The sequence below is a fragment of the Pontibacillus sp. ALD_SL1 genome (genome assembly GCF_017355605.1).
This window is the reverse complement of the sequence record NZ_CP062974.1, coordinates 936493-962690: the sequence shown is the minus strand read 5'-3', so window position 1 is coordinate 962690 and position 26198 is coordinate 936493. Positions and strand designations below refer to the sequence as shown.

Genomic DNA, 26198 nt, shown 5'->3' with positions numbered 1-26198 from the left:
TCATTCCTTTCTAGTCGTATCTCGTTCTATAAATTCTACAGGCATCTCGATTTTCGTTTCGATTCCTGGCTCTTTCTTAATCGTTTGTAAAAGTAACTCCGCTGCCGCTTGTCCCATTTCGTAAGCTGGCTGACGGATCGTTGAAAGCGGCGGATAGGATAAACTGCTTTGCGGGATATCATCGTACCCGATAATTTGCAGATCTTCAGGGATTCGCTTACCAAGTCTCAGCGCTTCATGGATAATCGCGATCCCTACAATATCATTACTCGCTATAACCCCATCTGTATTCGGGTATTTCTGAAACAGCTCTTCCGCCCAACCTTTGGCATCTTCAAAAGAATAAGACGTTGTCGCAAGCACTGAAAAATCAATGTCTGCATCACTCAACACGTCAACCGCTCCTTTAAAGCGATCTTGTGCTGGTTTCACGTGAGCAGGCCCTTTCATCAACGTAACTCTTCTGGCTCCCTTGTCGACGAGCGTACGCGCCGCTAGTCTTCCACCTTCCCGGCCATCGCTGTAGACAGAAGGATACTTATCGGTTGTACGGTCTAAAAGGACAAGCGGAATCTGTAAGGCATCGTAAATGTTTTGATCGACATGGTTTGTCGCTGAAATCATCCCAACGACGTTATTCTGTACGAACGTTTGTATATAATCAAGTTCTTTCTCTAACTCCTCATCACTATTTCCAAGCAGCAGGCGATACCCTGACTGATTCACGGTATCTTCAATCCCTCTCGCTAACTGAGGAAAGAATGGGTTCGTTATGTCAGGTAGCAACAGTCCGATCAGTTTCGATTCCCGTTTATACAGGGAGCGAGCCACTTCGTTCGGACTATAGTTTAATGAATTCATGGCCTTGAGGACTTTCTTTTTCGTTTCTTCCCCTACGTAACCATTTTCGTTTAAGACTCGCGAAACGGTGGCGACTGATACACCTGCTTCACGGGCAACGTCTTTTATGGTAATCATGTTTTCACTCCCTGTTATGTGTAACCGGTTACACATAACTTAACACAAGTTTGTAATCGTTTTCAACACTAATGTTTATTTGCTACTAAAAAAATAACATTGGCTTGAAAGCTTGAGTGCATATTGATTTGAGTTGGAGTTGGTTCGGTGCTGAACCACAGTTAATGTAAGATGTAAGTTTTGTTATATGTTAACTTTTGGTAAAATTATGTTAACTTATAGGATAGTTGGTTTTGAATAGGAGGCTTTTATGAGAAAAGGCATCCGATTTGTCATTGGAATTATTGGATGTATCTTATTATTTGGTCTTGGGGTTTATCAGCTTTCTTTTGGTTCTGAAGGTAGCTACTCAGAATGGTTTGCTTGGTTTTGTGTAATCGGTGCTCCCATATCCGCTCTGGGCATGTATAGGAATTATAAATTGGCTACGTCATGATACTTACCTGTTCCACTAAATCACCCGTTAATACTCTAAGGGAAATTTTCTATTAGATAAAATAGTTGCATTATGCTATACTAGTCTAGCGATGAGCTGAATTGCATAAGACGAGATTGACGCGCCTTTATGGCAATGCACTATGTGGAGTGCTGTCTCTCGCCGCAATACGCAAAGACGTCCTTCATAGGACGTCTTTTATTTTTGGAAAAATTTACTGAAAGGGACAAATGCTCTTCTTCTACAATCGCCCCCGTTAGTAGAAGTACTAATCATATAGCATGATAAAAGATGCTGCGCAAACTATTATTAAAGAAATCGCAAGTGTAAGCTGATTTTTATCATTTGAACGTTTCTTTAATGTAATAAAGAACGAAATAAGACCATAAATTATTCCGCAAATAAAAATACCTTGTAAAATCTCCACCATTCCTCCCTCCTTTTAAGGATTTTACTTTTGAACTATCCTGCCGCGTTAGTTTAAGTACAATCGTGCACAAACTCCACACTCATTTTAACATAAAATACCAAATTTCTGTTTTTTATCACAAATTCAATATTGCATATAACATATACTTACAACAGCAATTAGCACGTTTATAATCTATGCACTAAATTATATCTACTTTTAATGCGACAAAAACTATTCGAGTGCTACCATCCAAGGTTCGTTGACAGAAAAAAAGACCAAATCATGTGATTTGGTCTTCTAACTAATATGCAAAGTCGTTTATATCTCCACCGAAATTGAACCATTTCATTTTAAATGAAAAACTTCTCTTCTCTTATTCCCCTGTCTCAGCAAAACGCTTAATACGCTCGCCAATTTCGCCACGGACGCGCTGGAAGAATGCCCATTTCTCCTCTTCTGTTCCTTCTGCTTTGGCCGGGTCGTCAAATCCCCAGTGCTCGCGACGAACGTGAGCTGGTGTCATTGGGCATTTGTCGTTTGCATCGCCACATAGCGTTACGACAAATTCAGCGTTATTAAGAATTTCTGGGTCAATGATGTCTGATGTTTGATCTGTGATATCCATATCGACTTCTTTCATCGCTTTTACCGCATTCGGGTTCAGGCCGTGTGCTTCAATACCAGCACTCTTCACGTCCCACGTGTCTCCAAGGTAGTGTTTACCCCACGCTTCAGCCATCTGGCTGCGGCAAGAGTTTCCTGTGCATAAGAAGTATAGAACGGGTTTTTGGTTAGTCATGTTGATTGCTCCTTTAGTCAAATCTTTTTATAGTAATAACAATGTGAGATAAAGCCCCACTAACGTAATAAATAGCGTCGGCACCGTAAGAATAATCCCAATCTTGAAGTAGTATCCCCACGAGATCTTCACACCTTTTTGCGACAGAACGTGAAGCCATAATAATGTTGCAAGGGAACCGATCGGTGTAATCTTCGGACCTAAATCACTTCCAATTACGTTCGCATAAATAAGTCCTTCTTTCATAATGCCCGTCGCATTCGAATCAGCGATGGCAATCGCATCAATCATGACGGTTGGCATGTTATTCATAACAGAAGAAAGAATGGCTGCAATGAAGCCCATCGCTACTGTACCGACGAATAACCCCTGATCAGCAGCCGCCTCAATGACACTCGCTAACACATCTGTTAATCCGACGTTACGAAGTCCGTACACCACTACGTACATACCAATTGAGAAGAACACAATCGCCCACGGTGCTCCTTTAACGACTTTTCCAGTTTCCACGACAGAACTTCTACGTGCCATCAGTAAGAAGAAGATCGCGACGATCCCAGCGATAATCGAAACCGGCACGCTCATGAATTCACTGGCGAAGTAGCCCACAAGTAAGACACCGAGTACCCACCAAGATAGTCGGAACATGGTGTGGTCTTGAATCGCCTCTTTTGGTTCACGTAACTGAGTGACATCGTATTTACGAGGAATATCTTTTCTGAAGTACAAGAACAGCACAATAATACTGGCTACTAATGAGAAGATATTCGGAATAATCATGCGCGAAGCATATTCAATAAATCCGATATCGAAAAAGTCCGCTGACACAATATTTACAAGGTTACTTACAACAAGCGGAAGTGAAGTCGTATCGGCGATAAATCCACTTGCCATAATGAAAGGAAAGATCTTTCTTTCCTCAAAATTAAGTGCCCGCACCATCGCAAGCACAATCGGTGTTAAGATCAGTGCAGCGCCATCGTTGGCGAAAAGCGCGGCTACTCCTGCTCCAAGTACCGATATTAAAACAAACATTTTCAATCCATTACCGTCTGACAGGCGAGCCATATGAAGCGCGGCCCATTCGAAAAATCCAATTTCATCTAAGATTAATGAAATAATAATAATGGCAATAAACGCTAAGGTCGCATTCCATACAATGCCCGTCACGGTAGCAACGTCACCAAAATTCACAACGCCTGCTACTAATGCCACAATCGCACCCGCACATGCGGTCCAGCCGATACCAAGGTTCTTCGGCTGCCAGATGACAAAGACAAGCGTAATGAGGAATATGGCGACAGCAATTCCTACATCCATTCTCTTAAACTCCTCCTACTCACACACAATACGTTTACCAGATTGCTCAAGAGCGATAATCTTCTCCTTCTGATCCGGCATGTGTTCTAGAATACGTGAGATTAAATTAAAAGCAGCATGGTCCTCATTCAAGGCATAAAACATCCAGTGCCCCTTCCGTTTCTCCTTCACAATCCCAGCATCGCGCAGTTTCCTCAAATGTTGGCTAATGGAAGGCTGAGACATCTCTAGGATCTCGACAAGCTCGCACACACAGCACTCCGTATCCTTAATAAGCCCGACAATCGTAAGACGAGTCTGGTCTCCTAATAACTTCAGCACTCTAGACGTTTCCTCGACCGATAAAAGCGTTTGATTCATGTACCTCACCTCCTGACACCGTTTGATATGTAATTCTTATAACCAACAACATTATATAAGCATCCGTTTATATAAGTCAATGCTTATATACAAATGTAAAATCTTCATATCAGAGGCTAATCCCCCACATTTAACCTTGCCACCCTTTTCAGCGTGGACCGGAGAATGATCGCTGACCTTTTGGAAGAGGTTCTTATCAAAAAGGTCACTGAGCACCCTCCCCCACCATACGACGTCCCAAAAATCCACCCACATAAAAAAACACCCTGGCCGCGAAGACCAGGGTGTTCCTTATTATTCCATCGCTCGGTTCCACACCGACCTCAGCAGCAAAACCTTCGCTTTAAAGCGTTGTATCTATAAGAAAGCTCACATTCCTAATTCTTTAAAGCGGTTTGTTGTTTTCAATTAGTTTAAGTAAATATGGAAAATTAGTGTTGAAGATTTAATATAGGAAGGAGATTTTCGGTAAACAAATTAGCACCAACAACCTGCAAAAGCCTTGTTGAGGGAAGTGTTTGACAGACTCTACTTTTAGATTGTTGATGGTTTGAATGAAGCAGAAGGGGGCCCTTCTTACTTTTTCTTTTTTATATTATTTGCCTTTTTGAACATAAATAATCTGCTTGCGACTCTCTTCTACACTGACAAAATACGGTCTAGCGTCGAAGGGGAAATATTCAATTCGAACAGGCTGAATGTTTAACGTAGAGTAAAGTTGCATATCGTCACTTATATCATTCAAATTGTAATAAATCGGTCTACTCTGTTGATCGTGTACGATCGTCTCGGAGTACCCTTCATCTTTCAAGAACTGAAGTAGTTCCATGGATGAAAACTCCTCTTTTATGTGACGTGTTCCCACTATAACATTATTATACTAAGATAACAAACCAAGTACATTTTTCCAATGTAAAGGGAGGTTGAGCCCTTACCTCCCTTTTCAGCATTTACTTTCCATGCATTTTAGAAATTCACAATTGGGCCGGGATCCCGTAAACATAAACAAACGCACAGTTAACTCATTACTGTGCGTTTACGGTAGGAATTATGAGGGTGTCTCTTTATTAAGGGCGTAAAACGAATTGTAATACCTAATGTCGGGACCCAAAACGGACCCTTTTTACTACAACCATTCCCTGTTATTATAAACTGCTCTCTCGAACAACAAGTTCTGTAGCAATATAAACCGTCTTAGCCACTTTCCTTCCATTTATACGCTCCATCAGCAGATCAATAGCGGACTCACCCATCATTTCTGTGAAGACTTTGACTGTGCTAAGTGGCGGGTAGACATATTTTGCAACGCTAATATCATTCACGCCGATTACTTGAACACGTTCTGGAACCTTTATTCCACTTTCATTCAATGCACGGAGACAACCAACGGCAAGAGAATCGTTGCCGACAAAGAAGGCCTCTGGAAGCTGATCCCCATGATCTTCAATCGCTTGCTTCATCAGCTCATACCCATCCTGAACGGAGAAGGTGCCGCTGTACATCCACTTTTGCTCTAACATTCCCCACTCGTTCATATAAGACTGGAATGTTTCCTCGCGGGGGTCAGCAATGAGGGCTTTGTCATCTTTGTAAGACTCCCTACCTCCGATATAACCGATCTTTGTGATACCTTTGTCTTGAAGATGATCTAACACTTTGCATGTGGCACGCTTAAAATCAATGGCTACATGATCTCCATTTCGATCATCACGCTCATAGTCGTCCACAAAGACAAGATGCGGGGCAAGCTTTTGCAATTCCTGAACCTGTGTATCACTGAACTTACCAATCGCAATAATGCCTTCTATATCTTCTGACTCTAGATTTTGATAGTTATTTTGGAAGTACCTGACGACTTGTATCCCCTGGTCCTGACAGCGCTGTTCTGCACCGATACGGATCGACATATAATACAAGTCCTCTAATTCTTCCTGTTCGGTGTACCAGTGAACGATGGCTACCTTTTTTATCGGTTGTCTCTTAGGTTGCTTTTTCTTATACGATAGCGCTTCTGCTGTTTCAAAGATCTTCTGCTTCGTCTGATCACTTACCGATAATGATTCATCATAATTTAAAACACGAGAAACGGTCGCAATCGAGACGCCCGCTTTCTGCGCGATATCTTTTATAGTCGCCATATGAAACGAACCCTCTCTATATGGTAGGAGAACTCAAGTCATATTTGCCACAAACTCGAGTTCTCGTATCTATCTATTGTAACGTATTTATGAAACGTTTAAAGGCTTCTTGTCCTTGTTCATCACGTTTAAATACACCCGCATGCTGTAAGGCTTGCTCGAACTTCTTCCCAACCGCTTCTCGTACAACGACTTCTACATCTTCTCTGGCAACATTAGAATACATCGATTTTAATTCCTCTGCCCATGGAAGATGAGCCTCTGCTATATCATGAGGTTCGTCGACGATATAGTTCTCTACTTCCTTCAACTCATCCTTAAGACGAGCTGGTAATACCGCTAATCCCATGACTTCAATCAGTCCAATGTTCTCTTTCTTAATGTGATGAACTTCCTTGTGAGGGTGGAAGATTCCCATTGGGTGATCATCATTCGTACGGTTGTTCCTTAGGACAAGATCAAGTTCGTACTCATTACCACGACGACGAGCAATTGGTGTGACCGTATTATGGGGTTCATCCTCCGAGTAAGCGTGGATCTCCACTTCCGGGTCACAATACTCGCGCCAGTGGGCTAGAATCTTCTCAGCTGCCTGGCCTAGTTCCTCTCTACTCTCGCTTCTTAAACGAAGAACAGACATCGGCCACTTCACTACAGAGCCTGTAATCCCAGGGAACGATGCTAGTTCGAAGCGGTCCACCTCTTCAGCTCTCGCCATTGGAAACTCATAATGTCCCGCCTGGTAATGGTTGTGCGACAGAATTGATCCTCCTACAATCGGAAGATCAGCATTCGAACCAATAAAGTAATGAGGGAACTTCTCCGTAAACTCTAACACTTGGTCGAACGTCTCTCGATTAATTTCCATTGGAACATGCTGCTCTGACAAGACAATACTATGCTCATTATAATACACATACGGCGAGTACTGGAGCAACCAGTTTTGGTCTGTCAGATTCACTCTTACTAAGCGGTGGTTCGACCTGGCGGGATGACCGACTCTCCCTGCATACCCTTCGTTCTCAACGCATAGAAGGCACTTTGGATACGCGGCATTCGTTTTCTTCATCGTACGCTCTTTTGCAATTTGTTTCGGATCTTTCTCTGGTTTCGAAAGGTTAATGGTAATATCCAAGTCACCATACTCTGTCTGAGCCGTATAGTTGATGTTCTTCTTCACACGCTTCTCTTGAATATAGTTACTCTTCTTACTTAAATGATAAAAGTAGTCCGTAGCCTCAACCGGATCGTGTTCGTATCGCTTGTAAAATTCCTTATTCACATCACTTGGTCGTGGTAGGAAGACATCCATGACTTTGGCTTGGAACTGTTCTTTCTCATCTAGCATATCTTCGATTAATTCTTGGTCTACCGCATAGTTGATCAACTCTTCTAATACATCAGGGATGGTAAGATCCGCATCTTCATTCTTTCCCTCAGGTGTAAATTCTTCTAGCCCCATTAAAGCTAGCACTTGGTTTCGTGCATAAACAGAATCCTCTCGTTCAATTAACGATTCGCTTACGCTTAGATCGACTAGTTGTTGTATACGATCATGAATGTTCATCCTTACTGCCCCCTGTCGTTATATCCATTTGGATGTTGCTGATGCCAGCGCCAAGCGTCTTCAATAATCTGATGAATAGAGGTTCGTTTTGGAACCCAACCAAGAACGGATTTAGCTTTGTTAGATGAAGCAATTAACTTACTCGGATCCCCAGCGCGGCGAGGCCCCATCTTAGCTGGAATCTCGTGTCCGGTCACTTCACGGGCTGTATCGACGATTTCCTTCACCGAAAATCCTTGGCTGCTCCCAAGATTAAAGACGTTGCTTTCGCCGCCGTTATCTAAATATTCGACCGCATGAATATGAGCATCAATTAAGTCTTCAACATGAATATAGTCACGTACACACGTGCCATCATGAGTATCGTAGTCGTCACCAAAGATCGTGATATGATCTCGTTGCCCAAGAGCCACTTGTAGAACAATTGGAATGAGATGGCTCTCAGGGTGATGATCTTCCCCGATCTCAGCTGTCTGTCTCGCACCAGCCACGTTGAAATAACGAAGGGAAACGAATTGAATCCCATAAGCTTTGTCGCACCACTTCATCATTTTCTCCATTGTTAACTTCGTTTCTCCGTACGTATTGGTCGGATTTGTTACCATGTCTTCTGTAATCGGAACAACATCAGGCTCTCCGTACGTTGCAGCTGTAGAAGAGAAAACGATTTGCTTCACGCCAAATTCGTTCATCACCTGAAGCAACACTTGCGTACCGAACACATTGTTATCGAAATATTTAAGAGGATCTTCCATGGATTCCCCAACTAAAGAATTAGCCGCAAAGTGTATAACAGATTGAATCTCCTCTTGTTGAAAAACCTCTCTTAGCCATTCCCTATTTCGAATATCGCCGTTGTAAAAGGTCGCTTTAGAATGAATCGCACCTCTATGACCTGTTTCTAGTGAGTCTACAACGACAACTTCATATCCACGATCAACTAACTGCGCTACAGCGTGAGAGCCAATGTAACCCGCTCCACCAAGAACTAATATACTCATACAACCACCTCTTCCGATTCTATTTCTCTTGCTCCGTCTCCAATACTAGCAACATAGAAACTCGCCTCATAGCCAATCTTATCCTGGTACACATTCGCTACTCCATCAATAAAGGAAGAAACTTTGTCCGCCTCAACAATAGCAATGGCACAACCTCCGAATCCAGCCCCCGTCATACGAGCACCGATCACGCCTTTTTGATCCCAGGCCGCTTCAACCAATGTATCTAGCTCCTCCCCTGTCACCTCATAGTCATGTTGAAGAGACAAGTGCGAGTCGTTCATCAGTTTTCCAAAACGATCCAAATCCTTCTCCCTCAATGCTTGAAGAGCATTGAGGGTACGCTGATTCTCATAAACCGCATGCTTCGCTCGTTTTCTTACTGTTTCGTTCTGAATCAGGTGCTTATGCTCTTCGAATTGTTCCTCCGTTAACTCACCGAGCGTTTGAATCTCAAGCTGCTCTTGTAGTTTTTGAACTGCTTCGTCACACTCTTGTCTTCTTTCGTTATATTTAGACGAGGATAACTCACGTCGTTTATTGGTGTTCATAATGATTACTTTCTCATTCTCTAACTCTAGCGGGGCATACTCGTACTCTAATGTATGGCAATCAAGCAAAATGCCTGAGCCTTTCTTCCCCATTCCAATGGCGAACTGGTCCATAATGCCACTATTCACACCAATGAATTGGTTCTCGACCTGCTGACCAAGCTTCACCATCTCTACACGATCAATTTGTAAGTCGAATAACCCTTCAATTAAAACCCCTGTCACCATTTCAATAGAGGCAGACGAAGATAATCCAGCTCCGTTCGGAATGTTTCCATAGTATATGACGTCAACGCCACCAGAAAGATTGTGTCCCGCTTCTTGTAAGTAGCGAATCATACCTTTTGGATAGTTCGCCCACTCATGTTCCTCTACGTAATCAAGTTCATCTAAAGAGAAAGAAATGATCCCTTTGTCCTCGAAATTCATAGAATACAAACGCACTTGTCGATCAGAGCGTTTGCTAGCAATCGCATACGTTCCATACGTTATCGTCGCCGGGAACACATTTCCCCCGTTATAGTCCGTATGTTCCCCGATCAAGTTAATACGCCCCGGTGCGAAGAATATGCGAGCTTCTTCCCCACCAAATACTTGTTTATACTGTGATTCTATATCTTGAAAATTCATGTATACCCCTCCCGATGCCTAATCATCCTATATGAAATCTAATTACCGTAATCGCTTTCACATTTAGGATAAAACCTTTCAGTAAATAAATCAATAAATTTTTACTAAAAATTTAACTTAACTTTTTACTCCCTCTCTTTTCTATCCAAAATCTAGTATAATACCCATGTTCAAACAAATTATAAAATGTTTATTAAATTTTAAATAAGCGTGATTAATGCGACTACAATGAAGATGTAAGAGGAGGCACCACACATGAAAGAAGAACGGATTCTACTAGTGGAAGACGACCCTGAGATCGCAAAGATTATCGGGGACCATTTAAGGAGAGCAGGGTACGAAATGACGTGGGCTTCAACCGGGCAAGAGGGTTGGGAGGACTTTAAAAAGGAACGCTACCAATTAGTGTTAGTCGATCTCATGCTCCCTGAAATGGATGGATTCACGTTGTGCAAGAATATTCGCTTAAAAAGTGATGTACCTCTCTTAATCGTAAGTGCCAGACAAGAAGATGAGCAGAAAGTCAAAGGGTTATCACTTGGAGCTGATGATTATGTGACAAAACCATTTAGCCTTAGTGAATTGACGGCTCGAATTGAGTCTCATTTAAGAAGGTATCAGCGATTTCAAGGTCTAAGCGTTCCTTCCTCTGTCACCCTTTACACGGGTGACCTGCAAATCGATGTGACAAAGCGATTGGTTAAAATCGAAGAAAAGGTAATCCCTCTTACTTCAAAAGAATATGAGCTTCTTCTATTAATGGCCGATCACCCACATCGCACATTCTCTAAAGCTGAACTGTACGAACACATCTGGGATCAAGCGGACACCGAAGGAAACAACACTATTAATGTGCACGTGAAGAGTCTCAGAACGAAGCTAGGAGAAAAGGTAAAACAACCCAAGTGGATTGAAACGGTTTGGGGAACAGGGTATCGCTTTATCGGAGAACAAACATGAAGATTAGAACCTGGCTTATGGGTACGTATTTACTTGTTATGATTCTCCCTTTAGCTGCGGCGTATGGGTTTTATCTCTTACTTACACAATGGGATGGCCAACAAAGTTTAGTCGATTCGTTCGAATTAACATCTGAAATCCAAGCCATTGAAGAGCAGCTCGACGATCCTTCTCTCTATAACGTGCAGCCTCGAGAAGAGATAGAAGACCAGTTAGGATCGGTGAGCAAGAGAGACGATTTACAAATCAATCTTTACCGAAGTGACGGGCTGTATGTCTATCGTTCAGATGACCCTGAGCACATGATGATGCTTCAAGACAAATCTCAAGTATTGAAGAATCTCTATCAATATGATTTCAGTTACCAAACGGTTTCAGTGAAAAAGCCTGTCTTTCAAAACGAGATGATGAGAGGGATCTATGAAATTCAGCTGAAACGAACAGACTGGATCGAAGGTGTTGAAGAGCGGCGAATGTGGGTGCTTATGACTCTAGGAGTCTTCTTCCTCACACTCTATAGTTTTGTCATTTGGCTTTTGCATAAACGGTTCACTCGTCCATTGAAGCAGCTTATGACAGGTATGGAGGAGTTTGCATCAACTCAGAAACCAACTATGTTCCAACGTAAGAAACAAGACGAAATCGGAAACCTGATGAAGCACTTTGAAAGAATGCAGATGGATATTGAAGAGGCTCAAGAGAAAACAAAGAAAGCTCAACTCGAAAAACAAACGATGATCGCCTCCCTCTCACACGACATCAAGACTCCCTTAACATCAGTTCGGGCCTATGCTGAGGCACTTACCGATGAAACATCTTTGAGTCAGGAAGAACGACAAACATACGGACGTACTCTCATTGCCAAAACGCATTACCTACAAGAAATGATTGAAGATCTAACGACTTTTGCTCAGCTTCAATCAGCAGGTTACCACTTCGAACGAAGCCCTGTTGATGGATTGGAATTCATTGAGATGTTGTTTGAAGGATACGAAGAGCAGTTACACCAACAATCCATACGATTACACAAGGAGAACCAATTTCACGGAACCTATTGCATGAATGATCGGCAAATGATTCGAGTGATGGATAACCTCATCAACAACGCTTCACGCTATACACCTCATCACGGAACCATATGGATGGGGGCGTATGACACCTCCACCTCTCTTCCTGATTGGATTTTTGAAGATGTGAAGGAGGATCTTTACTCGTGGCGCGAGGGGAAGTCGATGATTCTCGTTCAAAACGAAGGCACCACGATTCAAACCGACCAGCTTGAAAAGATTTTTACTCCTTTCTATCAAGGGGACCCAGCACGATCGAAACAAGAGGATATGAATTCAGGACTTGGCTTAAGCATAGCTAAAATGATTGTTGAACGGCATAACGGGCGTATGAGCGCCTGGTCGGCAGAAGGAAAAGGGACTGTCTTTACAATGACATTCACTGACCGAACTAAAGGAGATGGAAAGCATGAATAAATGGATAAGCTCAATAGGGTTACTACTATTATTCGTATTGGGGGCATGTTCAGTGGAAGATGCAAATGGGTTATCACCAGAAGCAATTGTGGCAAATGCTGTTGAAGAAGGGAAAGACTTGAAGGGATTTCATATGAAAGCTCAGTTTGATGTCTATCAAGGTGATGAGCAGATCGATGATTCTTCCATGGAACAATGGATGGACTATGAAACGATGAAAACAAAAGTCATTGCCGTGGACCAAAGCGGAAAGCAGTCTAAATCTTTAAATGACGGGGAAACGGTTACCCTTTATACCGAGGGAGACAAAGAAGCTTATGAAATGGAAGCCCCTGACCTTTCTAACCCTAACCTAATGGGCTCCAATCAACGTGAACAAATCCAGAACACCTTAAACGAAACAAGGAAGACGCACACGATTGAATTGCTTGGGGAAGAAGAGGTAAATGGGATCGAAACCTATCACATTAAAGCTACTCCAAAAGAAAAAGGAAGCCTTCGAGGTGAGGAGGAATACTGGATTGAGAAAGAAAGTTGGATGATCGTTAAAACCATTTCCAAAAGTGGCGATATGAAAATCGAATATACGGTAACAGAACTTGAGCTCGATCCTTCTTTTAAAGAGAACACGTTTACGTTAGATTTACCTGAGGGAGTTGAAATACTGCCTTTTGACGCTTTAGACCCGACTGAAGCTGTCACACTCGAGGATGCCCAAAAAGGCCTTGGTCAACCTTTCCTTTACTTACCTGAAGAAGAATACAAGATTGATAAAGTTGAAAAATTCGTTGTAGAAAGTATGAATCGGACAGAAATCAGTATTCAATACAAACAAGAAGATGTTATTCAGTTCACCTTAAGCACCTTCCCTACTCCGGAAGAAAGCATGAGTATGGGATTTGAATCTGCCGAAAAAGTTACAGTTCGCGGGGTTGATGGTGAATATACAACAGATGTCATTCAGAGCTTAACATGGGATGAAGATGGCCTTCGTTATTCCCTTCTCAGTCATAACCCTGAATTGTCGAAAGAAGATTTGCTCAAAATAGCAGAGAAATTAGAGCTTCAAGGTACGAATCAGTAATGAAAGACTCTATTGCCCCATCAAAAGAGTATGGGGCTTTTACAACGTTAGAGAGGAGATTTTATATGAGTAAAGCACTCTTCATTAGGGCTTTTATTGTATTCTTCCTGTTTTCACTCCCACCGATCGGTTTTTCTGTTTATCAAGGAAATATGTTGGATGCACTGATTATCGGTACGATTTTAATAGGAATCTTGTCTGTTCTAGCTTTTGGCTTTATTCGAACCCCTTCAAACGAGTAACTGTTCATCAAAAGTTCTTTAAAATATGAATTTTTCTAAACAAAAGGCATTCAAATTTTCATTTAAAGAATATTAAAGGTAGTATAAAGGTAGATGGATTCTTATTGTCGTATAATTAATGAACACAAGGAATCTTTGAATGGAATCGCAATCTACTTTTAAGGGGAGTTTCTTATGAACCAAATGTCGAATCAAATGATGAACCACCTCTCGTTCGGAATACTAGCGATCGACACGGACTATCGCATTACGGCTTTGAACGAAGTTGGGGCATCTTTGCTTGAAGTTAATCAGGAAGAAGCGATTGGACAGAATGTGTATGACCTATTCCCAGACGCACCTGAAGACATTCGACATCTAGAAAGAGCAGCAAAAACAGGAGAAGAGGTTGAGCTAGATGCCATGCCTTATAAATGGGGGAAGTACCGCCTTTACCTGTCACTAAAGACCAAAGCTCTTAAGGAAGGAAATGAACGAATCGGTGCACTAGCAGAATTTCAAGACGTAACCGCTTATCATGAAAAACAACAAGATTTGGTTAAGAATATGGAAGACATGTCCGTTACCATTATTCCCGTTACAAACCAGATTGCCCTCTTCCCTCTGCAGCCGGTTATCGACAACCTGGAATTTCACTACATCCTCGATAAAGGCGTAGAAAATATTTCTAAAATGAACGTTCATGACCTGATCTTAGACTTCTCGGCTATACGGTCAGTTGACCTGGAGTTCTTAAATAAGATTGAAAAGCTAATGGAAACCGTGAAGCTCATTGGCATAAACGTAACGTTAACAGGCATTCAACCAGCTGTAGCTAAAGAATGGAGCACCAGCTACGATAAGCCAAAAGAAATGGCTATCTACTCAACGCTTCAGAACGCGGTAGAAGCGATTTATACGAACTCCAAGAATAATTGATTTAGAAAAAGCCTGTTACAGCTCATGCTGCAACAGGCTTTTCCTTTAGGGAATTATGTACATTCATGCTTGCTAGAACGACAGCACTCGATTAAGACTTAGCCTCTATTCTTTTCTCTGTAATCCTTACATCAGCTTTTTCAAGGTAATCATAAATCGTGTACTGATAATCACTCCAATTCTTGTTGTTCGTGATGGTATAGACCTCTCCATTTTTGGTTACGAAATCAACCTCTTTTAAAGAAAGAGTTCCGTTCTTCTTCTCGTTTTTCTTCACAACTTCCTCTACATGATTCCAGTCGATATTGTGCTCATCAAGAGTCCATGCACCATTTACATGCAACCCATTTGGATCAAAGTAAAAATAGGACCTGACTGATAACAACATAGATAAGCTAAACACTACTACACCAATTGTCATCAGAACGCCTAACGCTTTATTCCCCCACTTGTCATTCCACTTCCCCACTATCAAGTCAACTACAAGAAAAATTGGGATTGATAGAATTGCAACACCACCCCAAATGTATGCTGCTAGTGGCGCTTCAAAGTAAATGTGATCACGAGAAAAATAGAAAATATCCTGCAGGATCGTTACTAGAATAAGCGGAAGAAGCCCCGCACATATAACGCCTACAACAATAATCGCTACTTTCACAATCGTTGGATCAAGATCGCTCGTCTTCCTCAACTATATCTCCCCCTTCCATACACACCACCAAATTATACCAGAAACACTTTAACAAATGTACCATAAATTGGTACAGGGGGACAGGTACGTTGTCCCTTCCAGCCTTTCAAAATTTGTTCACAAAAAAGGGACGAGGAATTGTCCCTACGCCCCTAAAAAAGCCTGACAGAGCGGATCGCTAAGTCAGGCTTTCTATATCATTTATCTTCCATACCAGTTCATATGTTCAGAACTCAAATCCACCCACACATTTTTGGTTTCCGTATACATATCCATCGCCTGCATGCCTAACTCGCGCCCGAACCCACTTTGCTTTGTTCCTCCAAAAGGCGCCGTAGCATCGAGCATGCTAAACGTATTGATGTAGACCGTCCCTGCCTTTATGCCTCTGGCCATTCTGTGACCTCTCTTAATATCATTTGTCCATACTCCTGAGGCAAGACCATAAATGGAGTCATTGGCTTTTTTCAATGCATCTTCCTCATCCTTAAAACGGATGACGGACAAGACCGGACCAAAGATTTCTTCCTTTGCAATAGTCATTTCATTGGTCACGTCCTCAAAAACGGTAGGTGAGTAGTAATACCCACCACTTTCGGTATGTGTTCTTGTCCCACCTGTAGCAAGCTTTGCCCCTTCATCAAGCCCAGCAGCTACGTAATTCTCAATGGTATTCAGTTGTTCCAAAGAAACTTGCGGGCCCATTTGAGTAGTCGGCTTTAGCGGGTCTCCGATTTGAATTTGTTGCGCTTTAGCAATAAAGGAGTCCATGAAGCGATCATATATACTCTCTTGGACAAAGAGCCTCGAACCTGCCGCACACACTTGGCCTTGAGCGAAATATATACCAAACAACGAGCCATTCACGGCATCCTCAACAGTAGCATCGTCAAAGACAATGTTTGGTGATTTCCCTCCAAGCTCTAATGAAACCGGACGTAAATTCTGACTTGCTGCCTGCATAATTAAACGTCCTGTTTTAGTCGACCCTGTAAAAGCAACTTTATCTACCCCCTCATGAGAGGATAAAGCAGCTCCGGCTGTTTCACCGTTTCCATTGACCACATTCACAACCCCATCAGGTAACCCTGCTTCATGCAATAGACGAACAAGCTCTAATACACTAATCGGAGTTTGCTCAGCTGGTTTAATGACCACCGTATTTCCTGCTGCAAGTGCAGGAGCCAGCTTCCACATGGTTAGCATAATGGGGAAATTCCACGGCACGATCGCTCCCACAACCCCTACTGGTTCACGGAGGGTATAATTGAAGCGATTGCCCGGTGAACTAAGCGTTTCCCCTTGAATCTTATTGGCAAGCCCTGCGTAAAACTCCAGTACATCAATGGCCGCTGGGATTGCAATCATCTTCGTTTCATTAATGGGTAAACCGTTATCCTGCGATTCAACTTCAGCCAAGTAACCCGCATTCTCCCAAAGCTTTAATGCTGCTCGGTTTAATAAACGCATTCTGTCACTTGGAGCCATATTCGCCCAAGGTCCATCTTCAAAAGCATTCCTCGCCGCACTTACAGCTATATCAATGTCTTCTGCATCCCCTTCTGCTACTACTCCGTTCACCTCACCTGTAGCCGGGTTATAAGAGTTAAACGTCTTCCCTGATAGAGAATCTCGCATCTGTCCGTTTATAAAATGCTTATACTCATTTGGCATGCTGATCCTCCTTCGTATACGTCTGTTCGAGGAGGTTTAGCACATCTTCCTTTGTCACATCGACAGGATTGAATTGGATGCTGATTTCCTGTAAAGCATCTTCTGCAATTTGATTAAATTGTTCCTTTTCTACTCCCTCTTCCTTGAGGGTAGGTATTTGAAGCGTTTGGCAAAGAGTGGTCACCTTTTTAATCACAAGGTTTGAAGCATCTTTATAGCTTACACCTTCAACATCTAGCCCCACCGCTCTGGCAATGTCCTTGTGTCTTTTTTGAACATGTTGATCTTTGGCGTTAAACTCCATTACAAATGGAAGCTCGATCGCGTTCGCTACTCCGTGAGCGAGTCCGCAATGAGCGCTGAGAGGGTGAGCAATCGCATGAACAAGTCCAAGCACAGCCGAATTAAATGCAAAAGCAGCTAACATACTTCCAAGCAACATACCTTCACGTGCTTTTAGGTCTCCTCCATCTTTGTACGCCTTAACAAGGTTCTCAGATATTAACTCAATGGCTTTTAATGCATTCACATCACTGGCTGGTGATGCGGCCTTAGATACATACGCTTCAATGGCATGCGTTAATGCATCCATCCCTGTTGCAGCCGTAACAGGCGCAGGAAGGCCTTCAGTAAGCAATGGATCGACAAGAGCAATAGTAGCCCCGCAATACGGGCCACCTATCACCATTTTCTTCAAGGCAGTTGTATCTGTAATAACAGTAAACGAAGTCACCTCGCTACCCGTACCTGCCGTTGTAGGTATGGCTATAAGTGGTTTAGTCGGATTCTTTACAAGATTTAACCCATTGTATTGGTGTATGGAACCTGGGTTCGTAAGCAATATATTGATGGCTTTAGCGCAGTCAATCGCACTTCCTCCACCAATGGCAACAATCGCTTCAACTTTTTCGTTTCGAGCAAGAACAGCCCCTTCATCCACAATCAAATCAGGAGGGTTAGGAGAAACCTGGTCAAATTCTACTACTTCAATTTTTAAATCAAGCACATTCTGTAACACGCGATCTACAAGACCAGCTTCCTTCACCCCTTGATCAAAGACACATAGCACTTTCTTTACTTGTAACTCTTGTAGCCTTTCCCCAAGTTGATTAGAAGTTCCATTTCCAAATGTCACATGACTCGGTATACTAAATTGAAATTCCATTTTGACACTCCTCCTTTTTTCATTTCATTCTCATACTTGCAAAAAGCATGCCAAATGAAGAAAAGTTGATTTCAGCGGCAAAAGTGTCCCTTTTATGTCTAAATGTGTCTCAAAATAAGACAATCTCATGTTCTATTTTGATACACTTCGCATAAGTGGTTAAAATTCCCACCCAATCGGAATTGTGTTACGATGAATACACGAAAACGAAAGTAAAGAAGGTGTACTCCAATGCTTCAACCCGTTTCAGATACGTATAAGAAGAAACTACTTGAACAATCTTGGAAGCGCTGTCACAAAAATGGTTTTCACCACAAAGACACACCGGTTACAACATACTTAACTGGCCCCTCTTTAGATCAAAAACTTCATCGTAATAAAAAGTTGATCCACTACGCTCGCTTGATTTTCCAACAATATGAACATTACCTTACCCGCCATAAGATCCAAGCAGACTTACTAGACCAAGAAGGATACCTTCTTTTTTCCGCGAAGCCTACTCCTCACAATCATTCAAACAAGCGTTTCTCTATTGGTTCATGTTGGAGTGAACATGCTGGAGGGACAAATGCGGTGAGCTTGAGTATGCAGCATCATCTCCCCTTTTCAGTCCATGGTCAGGAACATTTTTATACAGCTAATCATTTTTTAACATGCTTTGCCTGCCCAGTTCTTGATACCAGAGGAAATGTTATAGCCATCATTAACTTTAGTTGTAATGTAAGAGACGAGAATGATGAAGGACTTTTCTTATCCTCTGTAGCAGCTGATTCTTTTCAGAACAAATTAGCTCTTGAGCAACTTCAAGGTGGGAATGTAAGCATCCTTTCTGATCCAAAAAGAAAAGCAGCTTCGAGCGGAAATTCATTCGACAAATTAGCAGGAAGTTGTCCATCTTTGTATCACTCTATAAATGTAGCCAAAAAATCAGCACCCCTGAACTTCGCTATTCACATTCACGGAGAAACAGGTACAGGGAAGGAACTGTTTGCAAAAGCCATTCATCAACATAGCAATCGCTCTACCGGGCCATTTATTGCTGTAAATTGTAGCGCGTTATCTCACGATTTAATGGAGAGCGAACTGTTCGGCTATGCCAAAGGGGCATTTACAGGTGCCAATCCAGAAGGGAATAAAGGGAAATTTCGCGCAGCACACAAAGGGACTCTCTTTTTGGATGAAATCGGAGACATGCCCTTAGAAGCGCAAAGCACTTTGTTAAGAGCAATTGAGGAGAAAGAAGTTACGCCAGTCGGTGACTACCATAGTTATCCTGTTGATGTAAGAATTATTACGGCCACCCACCGCAATCTGACAGAAGAAGTTGAAAAAGGTACTTTCCGAGCTGATCTCTATTATCGTATTTCAGAACTAATCCTTCCTCTAACACCACTTCGCAAACGGACAGACATAGAAGAGATCGCTCACTATTTTTTATCTCAATTATCCGATAGGGATATGTATTTCTCACAAGAATCCTTAAAAAAGCTAAGAACACACACCTGGCCTGGAAATATACGCGAATTAAAAAACGTCGTCCTTCAAGCATGCTTTCACGCTGACAGTTCAGTAATTGAAGCACACCACATTCGTTTCACACCCCTTCACACCAACCAAACCCATTCAAATAAAACATTAATGATGACTGAACAAGAAGCTATTAAAGAAGCATTGCAATCTAACAAACATAACATCAGCGCTACTGCAAAGCAGCTCGGCATTACTAGAAACACCCTTTATCGCAAAATGCAAACACACAAACTGAAATAATGGGTAAGGAGGACAGGTTCGTTGTCCCTCTGCCCCACTCAAAAAGAGAAGCCTTAGCTTTAAGCTAAGGCTTCTTTCATCCTAATGACAATCCCAGTTATACAGGACATTTGTAAAGTTTCGTTTTTCCAAGTCTTCTTTCTTAATAAAGAAGTTCGCCACTCCTGCTTCTCCCCACCTAATACTTTTATCATCTTCTGTATCGATCTGTAGGAGGAGAATTTCGTGATCCTTGTAGCGCTTTTCCCCTTCACGAGGGTCACTCTGTGTAAAGTACGGATAGCCCCCCACTTTATGGCCTTCACCAGAAAAGTGTTCAAAGTATACTTCCCACAAATCTTCCCCATAAAGCTCCTCGTCTTGTAGCTCATCTTTAGTTAAAAAGCCTAACCCTTTACGGATTAGGCCATGTAAAATCTTTTTGATAATAACGTTCTTTTAGCTTCGCCAGATCATGTTCCCATTCTGCAATGGCACGTTGATACGTAACAGTCCCATTCTTCTGACCCTTTCGTAATTTAATATTATACGAAATAGTCATGACCACTCTTCTTAAACCGAGTTCCGGGACAGCCTTCTCGAGGATTTTCCACCTTGAGGACGGTGTTAAGCCGATAATTTGGTATCCCATTTCTTTAAGAGCGCTCTTTTCATTCAAGGAATGCTCCTTTGAGGTCGTGTTTTCTGTAAGTTCTGTATGTGGCCAAGCAAAACTATTCTCAGAAATATCATTTATCCTTTCTTTCAGCAATGTGGTTTCCTTTACGTTTAACAAGGACTTAAGGCGATCAATATATCCTTCAACGTCTTCCTCTGAAAGCTTGACAGTTGTCTCTAGAAGCCTGAATAATTTAATTTCATTCTCTTCTCCTTTAGGGAAGTACGAGTCAAGCGATACGATATTAATAAACGCTTCTTCCATCTCAAATAGGTAACTATACCAAAACAAGAAGGCAACGTCCTTCTTCTTTATAACATCCTTAATAAATTCCCACTCTACATCGATCAAATGATGAAGAGACACTTTCAGAAGATCCTTTAAATCATAAGTCATAAGCGCACGTAGATAAATGACCATAATTGAGGGTTCATTCATATAATAGATATTCTCTGTGAGGCTGTCTGCATGATTGATAATAAAATAAGAAATTTTGTCTCGATAAGGCGCTTCATGAAGGCGGATCACAAGATGAAAGATCTCCCAAACCAACGCATCATTTACCACTTCTAACATCTCGTCATCTACAAGAATCTGCTCTAACAAGAATTGAATGCTTTCTTCAATTACAAGATCATTATGGAATAAACTAAAAGGTCTACGGGCAAGTTTGCGGAAAATTGTCGTGACCATTTCAATGTCACCTTTAATCCAAAACTTCTTACAAACTTCTAAGATAAATCGGCCATCCTCTGCTGATGATGCTTCAATCCACTGATCTAAAACACTATGTGTGATTAACGGTTCGAATCTCTCAAATGACTGATCAGAGACTAAGTCTGCTTTTTGTTGATTAGCGGTTTTTTCCATTGCGCGAATTCGTTCTTTCTCTTCTTGTAACGTTTTTATTTCCTCTGACATTTGCTGGAGCTGATGTTTATAGTGATTAATTTGCCGCTTATGCTCCTCACCTAAGTTTGTTAGTTCTTGATCAACCAAATGTAGAACGCGTTCTTTGCTTGCCAGGTTCTTATCTTCCCTACTCATTTCCTAGTCTTCCAAATCCAGCGCGTTTAGCATATGCTTTAACTGCACAAGTTCTTCTTTTGTAAGAGTTAAACCTTTCCCCATCTTTTCATGGTCCGGGGCCCAATCTCTCAGGTCATATTTTGGCTCTCGCCCGTTCCAACTCACCTCATTCAGCTCTTTCTTCCATCCTTTTGGATTTTCAGAGATCGCTCCAATTTCAGAGATGATTTCGTATTTAATATTTGCCATTATGATGCTCCTTTTTTATGTAATCTACTAAAAGTATAGCAGGGTCAGAGGGACAGGTACATTGTCCCTTCAAGTCTCCTAGTATTTAGATAGCTCACGATCATTTCTACTCAAATCAGTTCGGAACACGAAGGGACGAGGACCCTGTCACTCCGCCCCATTATTTGGAGAGTGTTTAGGAACGCCTTCTTTGATGCATATTGGTTAGAGACAGTGCTACAATGATAAGAACAACTCAAGATTCAGGCAGGAGTGAGACAATGCCAAAATTAAGAAGAGTGATTTTACTACTCCTTATTATAGGGGGTATGTGGTATATATATGGTGATACGTTTAACGAGTCTGGCGTGCAGGGTGTGTACGAAGAAATGAAAATGGATGTGGTCGAGATCAGCCAGGACCCTGAGGTTCGCCGGACCGTAAACGCCATTTCTTTAGAAGTGCAGTCCTTATTTGATCGGTTAACCGGAGAAGAACCAACTCCAGGCTCAACCCCTGAAGTTCCAGATGCGGAGAAACCATCGTTAGATGCACCATCTGATCAATCCTTCTCTGTTCACAATATTGAACTTGGAGATACGAGACAAACGGTGGAAGAGCAAGCCGGCGCTCCCAAGCGGGCTTCTTTAAATGAATACGGTGTGAACTGGGTAGCCTATCATGAGAACTATCAAAATTTCTTCATGGTCGCTTACAATGATCAAAATCAAGTTGTGGGTTTATATACGAACCAGGACCTGGTCTCTTCTAAAGAGTCCATCCAAATCGGTAGTTCCAAGCAGTCCGTTCAATCTGCCATGCCTGATTCTCAATCTAGCATCCGCAAAGGATTGACTCGCTATCAAGTCCAGAACAAAGACGAGTATGACTTATTTAATATAGACCAGAGCTATGTGACTGTTTTCTATGATAAACACGAACAAAATACCGTAACAGCTGTGCAAATTATTAGCGAAGAGCTTGAGCAGCAAAAGGAAGGCTTCTTCGGTGAGCCAAGTGCTGCGCTAAAAGAAGGCTTTGAATATCAATTGTTTGATTTAACAAACGCTGCCCGCGTCGAGCACGGCTTAGGCGTCCTCTCTTGGGACGAAGCCGTTAAGACGACTGCTCGCGACCATAGTAAAGATATGGCTGTAAACAACTACTTCAGCCATACCAATCCTGAAGGTCAGTCTCCGTTTGACCGAATGACCGAAGACGGGATTGCTTATCGTACGGCTGGTGAGAACTTAGCGGCAGGACAATCTAGTAGTATCTTTGCACACGAAGGGTTGATGAACTCGATCGGCCACAGGGAAAATATCTTGCACAAGGATTTTGAGCGCTTGGCTGTAGGTGTCGCTTTTAATGAAGAAGCTCAGCCTTATTATACAGAGAACTTTCTAACAAAATAATAAACAAGGGCTGCCGATTACCGGCAGCCCTCTTTTTGTGGGAAAGGGGGACAGGTACACTGTCCCTTTTAACCAAATTTGATTCGGAACACGAAGGGACGAGGGACCTGTCCCTATGGCCCTCCCTCTTCAACCATCAATCTTTCGCACTTGCTCATAAATCTTCTTAAACTGTCCATATTGTTTATCGTATACTCCTTGAACACTCTCATTAGGGTGATATACATTAACATAATGATTTAAGTAATCCTCAACAAACGCTTCATAATCCTCACACCATCTAAGGCCGACAAATGCTGTTGACGCTGCTCCGAACGAGGGCAAGTATTCACCTAATCTCGGAACATGGACCCGAACCTGAAGAACATCCGCAATCACCTGGCACCAGGCTTTGCTTTTACTCCCTCCGCCTATTAATGTAATCCACTCCACTTTTGAAGTGCTAACATCTTCAAACAGTTGTCTAATAGAAAACGAGAGTCCTTCCATAACAGCACGAGCCATATCCCGCCTCTCAACACTCCCTGTTATGCCAATGTAAGCCCCTTTTGCATCAGGATCTTGCACAGGCGATCGTTCCCCGTGTAAATACGGCAGAAACAACACGCCTTTACTCCCTGGATCTGCTCCATCCACCATTTCATCAAAAGCCTTATACCCCTCGTCTGAAACATCATCCGTATACGTTTCTACAGCCCACTGATGTACATTGCCGGCATTAAGTACCGGAGCAATGCTAATTAGACGATCCTCTGCTAAATGCGACAATGTAAACGGAGCTTCTGAAGCCGAATCAGCGCTTGTTGTAGCCACCCAACCGGTCGTACCAAGGTATGCGTACATACTTCCCTCTCGTATATTTCCTGCGCCGATTGTTGTCGCACCTGCATCTCCGACTCCACAGAAAACGGCAACGTCTCTATCTAGTCCGAGGGAGGCTGCTAACTCCTCCATCACCATTCCAGATCGGCCTTCTGGAGCTACTAGTGAAGGCACCCTGGATAGATCGATGCCATTGAATCGCATCCATTCTTCTTCCCAGTCTCGCGTGTGGATGTTCATCATGGCCGTTGTCGCAGATGTAGTTGGATCAGCTACGGCCCTGCCTGTTAATTTATAAATGATGTAGTCTTTTGAACTGAAAAGGAATTTTGAAGTCATGTTATAAAGATTCGTTTCTTTTTCCATCATCCAAGCGATCTTAGCCAAAGGCGTCGTTCCTGTAATGGAATTGACTATGCTATTTCTCCAAGGAGCAAAATGTTCACGTATAGCTTCAGCCTGCTTCACAGCCCTCCCATCCGAATACAAAATCGCTCTTCGAACAGGTGAACCTTCCGCTGTAACCGGAATGACGTCTTCCATTTGCCCGCTAAACGTAATCGCCTTTATTCCTTTAGTAAGACTAGTATTTCGGTCCTTCCACTGTTGAAAGATCCCCCTCACACCATTCCACCAGTCATCTGGACTTTGCTCGACTTCTCCATTTTCTCCTTCATATGTATGAATCGGCTCATAAACCATATTAGACATTTCACCGTCTCTACTCACAAGGCATCCTTTTATTCCCGTCGTTCCTATGTCAAAAGAAGCCACATACTCCATACCGCTCCCACCTTCTCTTCAAATCTTTATGAAAGTGTAGCATAGATTGTCAGGATCAATCACAAAAAAGGATCAAGGTATGTCCTTGATCCTCAGCAATTCTTCTATTCATTTAACGTCAACGGACGTAATTTCTGCTCAATCTGCTCCCGCTGGTCTTCTAAAAATGGAGGTAAAGATAAATTCTGACCTAACGAATCTACTGATTCATCGACATCAAAGCCTGGGGTGTCTGTTGATAGTTCAAACAGAATTCCGTTTGGTTCTCTAAAGTACAGCGCCCTGAAATAAAAACGGTCCACTTTGCCCGAATTCATAAGTCCTGCTTCTTGTATCCTTTCAGCCCACTTGTCATACTCTTCCTCATTTGGTATACGGAAGGCCACGTGGTGCACACCGCCACGACCTATACGTTCTTTTGGTAAATCAGGGCGTTCTTGAATATGAACCTCAGCTCCTACACCACCTTCACCTGTCGAGTACACGTGAACATCTGGCAGTTCGTCTCCATCAACTGAAGGATACGTGCCCACGTGTTCGAAGCCTAATACGTCCGTTAAGACACGAGCGGTCGGTTTCTGATCACGGACACGAAGCAGTACAGCTCCAAGTCCTACAATCCCATGTTCAACTGGCACGTCTGATTCGCTCCACGCTTCACCAGCAGCTACACCATCTTCCCCGTCATCCGCTACTAAAATAAGCTTCGTTCCTTCAAAATCTTCAAAGGCTAACGTATTGCGGTTAGCGCGTTTCTTGATGTCCTCATGTGTCACGCCAAACTCTTCAAAGCGCTTCTTCCAATACTGTAAGGACTCTTCATCCCTTACTCGTAAAGAGGTACTTGAAATACTAGATACCCCAGGGTGCGTAGGTGCGAGCATGGGAATATCGAAGAAAGTAAGCTCTGTACCAGGATTTCCTTTCGCATCTCCATAGAACAAATGATACGAACTAGTATCGTCCTGATTCACACTTTTCTTCACAAGTCGCATTCCTAACACCTTTGTATAAAATTCAAAATTCTTCTCAGCTTTACCCGTTAATATTGAAACGTGATGAATACCTAATAAATTCATATTC

At 42.4% G+C, this 26198-nt stretch carries 26 protein-coding genes; 8 read left to right on the top strand and 18 right to left on the bottom strand.

Going from position 1 to position 26198, the window contains the following annotated elements:
- Entirely contained in the window at positions 1-978 is a 978-nt protein-coding gene (locus IMZ31_RS04870; protein WP_207529460.1) for a LacI family DNA-binding transcriptional regulator, read from the bottom strand.
- 250 nt (positions 979-1228) lie between these two features.
- On the opposite strand from IMZ31_RS04870, the gene IMZ31_RS04865 reads away from it, so the two are divergent.
- On the top strand, positions 1229-1414 hold the full coding sequence (locus IMZ31_RS04865) for a hypothetical protein (protein ID WP_036786348.1): 186 nt from the start codon (positions 1229-1231) through the stop codon (positions 1412-1414).
- Positions 1415-1682: 268 nt separating this feature from the next.
- Here the strand turns inward: IMZ31_RS04865 and IMZ31_RS04860 are convergent, their stop codons facing one another.
- From IMZ31_RS04860 to IMZ31_RS04820, 9 genes are all read right to left on the bottom strand, one after another.
- Positions 1683-1841, bottom strand: a complete 159-nt coding sequence (locus IMZ31_RS04860; protein ID WP_207529459.1) for a hypothetical protein — start codon at positions 1839-1841, stop codon at positions 1683-1685.
- A gap of 358 nt (positions 1842-2199) precedes the next feature.
- Positions 2200-2625 (bottom strand): arsenate reductase (thioredoxin), encoded by a 426-nt coding sequence (arsC, locus tag IMZ31_RS04855; protein ID WP_207529458.1) that lies wholly within the window; start codon positions 2623-2625, stop codon positions 2200-2202.
- A gap of 27 nt (positions 2626-2652) precedes the next feature.
- On the bottom strand, positions 2653-3945 hold the full coding sequence (locus IMZ31_RS04850; protein ID WP_207529457.1) for an arsenic transporter: 1293 nt from the start codon (positions 3943-3945) through the stop codon (positions 2653-2655).
- A gap of 15 nt (positions 3946-3960) precedes the next feature.
- Positions 3961-4305, bottom strand: coding sequence for an ArsR/SmtB family transcription factor (locus tag IMZ31_RS04845; protein WP_207529456.1), 345 nt, complete (start codon positions 4303-4305; stop codon positions 3961-3963).
- Between the two features lie 595 nt (positions 4306-4900).
- The gene (locus tag IMZ31_RS04840) at positions 4901-5134 is read right to left on the bottom strand and encodes a hypothetical protein (RefSeq protein ID WP_036786336.1); all 234 of its coding nucleotides are present in this window, start codon (positions 5132-5134) and stop codon (positions 4901-4903) included.
- A 316-nt stretch (positions 5135-5450) separates the two neighbouring features.
- A complete protein-coding gene (locus IMZ31_RS04835; RefSeq protein WP_207529455.1) occupies positions 5451-6443 on the bottom strand; it encodes a LacI family DNA-binding transcriptional regulator in 993 nt (330 codons plus the stop codon).
- Positions 6444-6516: 73 nt separating this feature from the next.
- Positions 6517-8010 carry a UDP-glucose--hexose-1-phosphate uridylyltransferase gene (galT, locus tag IMZ31_RS04830; protein WP_207529454.1) on the bottom strand — a complete coding sequence of 498 codons (1494 nt, stop codon included), beginning with the start codon at positions 8008-8010 and terminating at the stop codon, positions 6517-6519.
- A gap of 2 nt (positions 8011-8012) precedes the next feature.
- A complete protein-coding gene (gene galE, locus IMZ31_RS04825) occupies positions 8013-9011 on the bottom strand; it encodes a UDP-glucose 4-epimerase GalE (protein WP_207529453.1) in 999 nt (332 codons plus the stop codon).
- Positions 9008-10192 (bottom strand): galactokinase, encoded by a 1185-nt coding sequence (locus tag IMZ31_RS04820; protein WP_207529452.1) that lies wholly within the window; start codon positions 10190-10192, stop codon positions 9008-9010. The genes galE and IMZ31_RS04820 overlap by 4 nt, the downstream gene beginning before the upstream one ends.
- Positions 10193-10447: 255 nt before the next feature.
- Here IMZ31_RS04820 and IMZ31_RS04815 point away from each other — a divergent pair, with 255 nt between their 5' ends.
- The 5 genes from IMZ31_RS04815 (at position 10448) to IMZ31_RS04795 (ending at position 14880) form a co-directional block, all read left to right on the top strand.
- Positions 10448-11152 carry a response regulator transcription factor gene (locus IMZ31_RS04815; RefSeq protein ID WP_207529451.1) on the top strand — a complete coding sequence of 235 codons (705 nt, stop codon included), beginning with the start codon at positions 10448-10450 and terminating at the stop codon, positions 11150-11152.
- Entirely contained in the window at positions 11149-12636 is a 1488-nt protein-coding gene (locus IMZ31_RS04810; RefSeq protein ID WP_207529450.1) for a sensor histidine kinase, read from the top strand. The genes IMZ31_RS04815 and IMZ31_RS04810 overlap by 4 nt, the downstream gene beginning before the upstream one ends.
- Positions 12629-13720 (top strand): outer membrane lipoprotein-sorting protein, encoded by a 1092-nt coding sequence (locus IMZ31_RS04805; protein WP_207529449.1) that lies wholly within the window; start codon positions 12629-12631, stop codon positions 13718-13720. Before IMZ31_RS04810 ends, IMZ31_RS04805 begins: the two co-directional genes overlap by 8 nt.
- 65 nt (positions 13721-13785) lie before the next feature.
- Positions 13786-13962, top strand: a complete 177-nt coding sequence (locus tag IMZ31_RS04800) for a hypothetical protein (protein WP_207529448.1) — start codon at positions 13786-13788, stop codon at positions 13960-13962.
- Between the two features lie 174 nt (positions 13963-14136).
- Positions 14137-14880, top strand: coding sequence for a PAS domain-containing protein (locus tag IMZ31_RS04795; protein ID WP_207529447.1), 744 nt, complete (start codon positions 14137-14139; stop codon positions 14878-14880).
- Positions 14881-14971: 91 nt separating this feature from the next.
- On the opposite strand, the gene IMZ31_RS04790 is transcribed toward IMZ31_RS04795, so the two are convergent.
- The 3 genes from IMZ31_RS04790 to IMZ31_RS04780 form a co-directional block, all read right to left on the bottom strand.
- Positions 14972-15571 (bottom strand): hypothetical protein, encoded by a 600-nt coding sequence (locus IMZ31_RS04790; protein WP_207529446.1) that lies wholly within the window; start codon positions 15569-15571, stop codon positions 14972-14974.
- Positions 15572-15772: 201 nt separating this feature from the next.
- Complete coding sequence (locus tag IMZ31_RS04785) at positions 15773-17245, bottom strand: aldehyde dehydrogenase family protein (RefSeq protein ID WP_207529445.1); 1473 nt, start codon at positions 17243-17245, stop codon at positions 15773-15775.
- Positions 17235-18410 (bottom strand): iron-containing alcohol dehydrogenase, encoded by a 1176-nt coding sequence (locus IMZ31_RS04780; RefSeq protein ID WP_207529444.1) that lies wholly within the window; start codon positions 18408-18410, stop codon positions 17235-17237. The genes IMZ31_RS04785 and IMZ31_RS04780 overlap by 11 nt, the downstream gene beginning before the upstream one ends.
- Before the next feature lie 231 nt (positions 18411-18641).
- Between IMZ31_RS04780 and IMZ31_RS04775 the strand changes: the two genes are divergently transcribed.
- Positions 18642-20180: a sigma-54-dependent Fis family transcriptional regulator gene (locus IMZ31_RS04775; protein WP_207529443.1), complete on the top strand. Its 1539-nt coding sequence runs from the start codon at positions 18642-18644 to the stop codon at positions 20178-20180.
- Between the two features lie 81 nt (positions 20181-20261).
- On the opposite strand, the gene IMZ31_RS24420 is transcribed toward IMZ31_RS04775, so the two are convergent.
- The 3 genes from IMZ31_RS24420 to IMZ31_RS04760 are packed head-to-tail and all read right to left on the bottom strand — an operon-like array spanning position 20262 to position 22116.
- Positions 20262-20582 (bottom strand): DUF1963 domain-containing protein, encoded by a 321-nt coding sequence (locus IMZ31_RS24420; RefSeq protein WP_371825493.1) that lies wholly within the window; start codon positions 20580-20582, stop codon positions 20262-20264.
- A complete protein-coding gene (locus IMZ31_RS04765) occupies positions 20575-21885 on the bottom strand; it encodes a hypothetical protein (RefSeq protein WP_207529442.1) in 1311 nt (436 codons plus the stop codon). Before IMZ31_RS04765 ends, IMZ31_RS24420 begins: the two co-directional genes overlap by 8 nt.
- A 3-nt stretch (positions 21886-21888) precedes the next feature.
- Positions 21889-22116 (bottom strand): YdbC family protein, encoded by a 228-nt coding sequence (locus IMZ31_RS04760; RefSeq protein ID WP_188653464.1) that lies wholly within the window; start codon positions 22114-22116, stop codon positions 21889-21891.
- Between the two features lie 260 nt (positions 22117-22376).
- Here IMZ31_RS04760 and IMZ31_RS04755 point away from each other — a divergent pair, with 260 nt between their 5' ends.
- Positions 22377-23510 (top strand): CAP domain-containing protein, encoded by a 1134-nt coding sequence (locus tag IMZ31_RS04755; RefSeq protein ID WP_207529441.1) that lies wholly within the window; start codon positions 22377-22379, stop codon positions 23508-23510.
- Between the two features lie 129 nt (positions 23511-23639).
- On the opposite strand, the gene IMZ31_RS04750 is transcribed toward IMZ31_RS04755, so the two are convergent.
- Positions 23640-25115, bottom strand: a complete 1476-nt coding sequence (locus IMZ31_RS04750; RefSeq protein WP_207529440.1) for a xylulokinase — start codon at positions 25113-25115, stop codon at positions 23640-23642.
- Between the two features lie 104 nt (positions 25116-25219).
- A complete protein-coding gene (locus IMZ31_RS04745; RefSeq protein ID WP_207529439.1) occupies positions 25220-26194 on the bottom strand; it encodes a ring-cleaving dioxygenase in 975 nt (324 codons plus the stop codon).
- Positions 26195-26198: the final 4 nt, after the last annotated feature.

Coding starts and splice junctions, on each gene's coding strand:
- galT (WP_207529454.1), bottom strand. CDS start 8,010: ATGAACATTCATGATCGTATACAACAACTAGTCGATCTAAGCGTAAGC.
- IMZ31_RS04845 (WP_207529456.1), bottom strand. CDS start 4,305: ATGAATCAAACGCTTTTATCGGTCGAGGAAACGTCTAGAGTGCTGAAG.
- IMZ31_RS04820 (WP_207529452.1), bottom strand. CDS start 10,192: ATGAATTTTCAAGATATAGAATCACAGTATAAACAAGTATTTGGTGGG.
- IMZ31_RS04745 (WP_207529439.1), bottom strand. CDS start 26,194: ATGAATTTATTAGGTATTCATCACGTTTCAATATTAACGGGTAAAGCT.
- IMZ31_RS04750 (WP_207529440.1), bottom strand. CDS start 25,115: ATGGAGTATGTGGCTTCTTTTGACATAGGAACGACGGGAATAAAAGGA.
- IMZ31_RS04850 (WP_207529457.1), bottom strand. CDS start 3,945: ATGGATGTAGGAATTGCTGTCGCCATATTCCTCATTACGCTTGTCTTT.
- IMZ31_RS04785 (WP_207529445.1), bottom strand. CDS start 17,245: ATGCCAAATGAGTATAAGCATTTTATAAACGGACAGATGCGAGATTCT.
- arsC (WP_207529458.1), bottom strand. CDS start 2,625: ATGACTAACCAAAAACCCGTTCTATACTTCTTATGCACAGGAAACTCT.
- IMZ31_RS04815 (WP_207529451.1), top strand. CDS start 10,448: ATGAAAGAAGAACGGATTCTACTAGTGGAAGACGACCCTGAGATCGCA.
- IMZ31_RS04795 (WP_207529447.1), top strand. CDS start 14,137: ATGAACCAAATGTCGAATCAAATGATGAACCACCTCTCGTTCGGAATA.
- IMZ31_RS04835 (WP_207529455.1), bottom strand. CDS start 6,443: ATGGCGACTATAAAAGATATCGCGCAGAAAGCGGGCGTCTCGATTGCG.
- IMZ31_RS04765 (WP_207529442.1), bottom strand. CDS start 21,885: ATGAGTAGGGAAGATAAGAACCTGGCAAGCAAAGAACGCGTTCTACAT.
- IMZ31_RS04840 (WP_036786336.1), bottom strand. CDS start 5,134: ATGGAACTACTTCAGTTCTTGAAAGATGAAGGGTACTCCGAGACGATC.
- IMZ31_RS04760 (WP_188653464.1), bottom strand. CDS start 22,116: ATGGCAAATATTAAATACGAAATCATCTCTGAAATTGGAGCGATCTCT.
- IMZ31_RS04870 (WP_207529460.1), bottom strand. CDS start 978: ATGATTACCATAAAAGACGTTGCCCGTGAAGCAGGTGTATCAGTCGCC.
- IMZ31_RS04755 (WP_207529441.1), top strand. CDS start 22,377: ATGCCAAAATTAAGAAGAGTGATTTTACTACTCCTTATTATAGGGGGT.
- galE (WP_207529453.1), bottom strand. CDS start 9,011: ATGAGTATATTAGTTCTTGGTGGAGCGGGTTACATTGGCTCTCACGCT.
- IMZ31_RS04865 (WP_036786348.1), top strand. CDS start 1,229: ATGAGAAAAGGCATCCGATTTGTCATTGGAATTATTGGATGTATCTTA.
- IMZ31_RS04800 (WP_207529448.1), top strand. CDS start 13,786: ATGAGTAAAGCACTCTTCATTAGGGCTTTTATTGTATTCTTCCTGTTT.
- IMZ31_RS04780 (WP_207529444.1), bottom strand. CDS start 18,410: ATGGAATTTCAATTTAGTATACCGAGTCATGTGACATTTGGAAATGGA.
- IMZ31_RS04805 (WP_207529449.1), top strand. CDS start 12,629: ATGAATAAATGGATAAGCTCAATAGGGTTACTACTATTATTCGTATTG.
- IMZ31_RS04775 (WP_207529443.1), top strand. CDS start 18,642: ATGCTTCAACCCGTTTCAGATACGTATAAGAAGAAACTACTTGAACAA.
- IMZ31_RS04810 (WP_207529450.1), top strand. CDS start 11,149: ATGAAGATTAGAACCTGGCTTATGGGTACGTATTTACTTGTTATGATT.